General features: G+C 51.1%; 1 rRNA gene. It reads left to right on the top strand.

The features are described from left to right. Window positions 1–399: 399 nt before the first annotated feature. A 23S ribosomal RNA gene (locus HMPREF2562_RS01870) occupies window positions 400–1,031 on the top strand; the annotation flags it as partial.

Here is a 1,031-nt window from a genome sequence, read left to right as displayed (position 1 = left end):
GCGGCTGGATCACCTCCTTTCTAAGGAGATTATTTTTTCTTTGTGTCATGTGTCATCGTGTTGGTGGCGTGTGGCTATTTTTTGTTTTTGGGTGGAACACCTACTGGTTAGATCACTGAAGTGGTGGTCTGCGCGTGCGTGTGATGATTTTAAACGTTTGTGCTTTCCTTTGGTGTTGGTTGGTTGTTGGTGCGCTGTTGGGTGTCTGGGATGACACATGTTGTTGTTCCTGTTTACAGGTTGCTGCGTGCTGCGGGCAGGCTGCTGTTTGGTGGTTTGTGTGTGGTGTGTGGGTGTTGTGTGAGAACTGGATAGTGGACGCGAGCATCTTGTTTTTCTGTAAGTTCGATTTTGTCAAGCAGTTTTTCTGTTTGTGATTGTTCTTAGTTATTTGTTTGTGTGTTGTGTTGTAAGGGCGCATGGTGGATGCCTTGGCATAGTAGGCCGATGAAGGACGTGAGAGGCTGCGATAGGCCTCGGGGAGCTGCCAACTGAGCGTTGATCCGAGGGTGTCCGAATGGGGAAACCTGGCCGTCGTTGTGGGCGGTCGCCGTTAGATGAATTCATAGTCTAATTGGTGGTTACGCGGGGAAGTGAAACATCTCAGTACCCGTAGGAGTAGAAAACAATTGTGATTCCGTTAGTAGTGGCGAACGAACGTGGATGAGGCTAAACCGCGTGCGTGTGATACCTGGCAGGGTTTGCGTGCGTGGGGTTGTGGGGATGCACTTTGCAGGGTCTGCTAGCCCTGCGTTGTTTTGTGTGGGTGTAGCGGAAGTGGATTGGAATGTCCTGCCGTAGACGGTGAGAGTCCGGTACGTGAAACACCCGTGCGTGCAATTGGTGTGTTGCCCGAGTAGCAGCGGGCTCGTGGAATCTGCTGTGAATCTGCCGGGACCACCCGGTAAGCCTAAATACCTGCTTATGACCGATAGCGGATTAGTACCGTGAGGGAATGGTGAAAAGTACCCCGGGAGGGGAGTGAAATAGTACCTGAAACCATGTGCTTACAATCCGTCAGAGCCCTTTTT

The sequence above is a fragment of the Corynebacterium sp. HMSC077G07 genome (assembly GCF_001809225.1).
Classification (GTDB): domain Bacteria; phylum Actinomycetota; class Actinomycetes; order Mycobacteriales; family Mycobacteriaceae; genus Corynebacterium; species Corynebacterium jeikeium_D.
The sequence above is the reverse complement of the archived record's forward strand: the minus strand, read 5'-3'. Positions and strand labels throughout refer to the sequence as shown.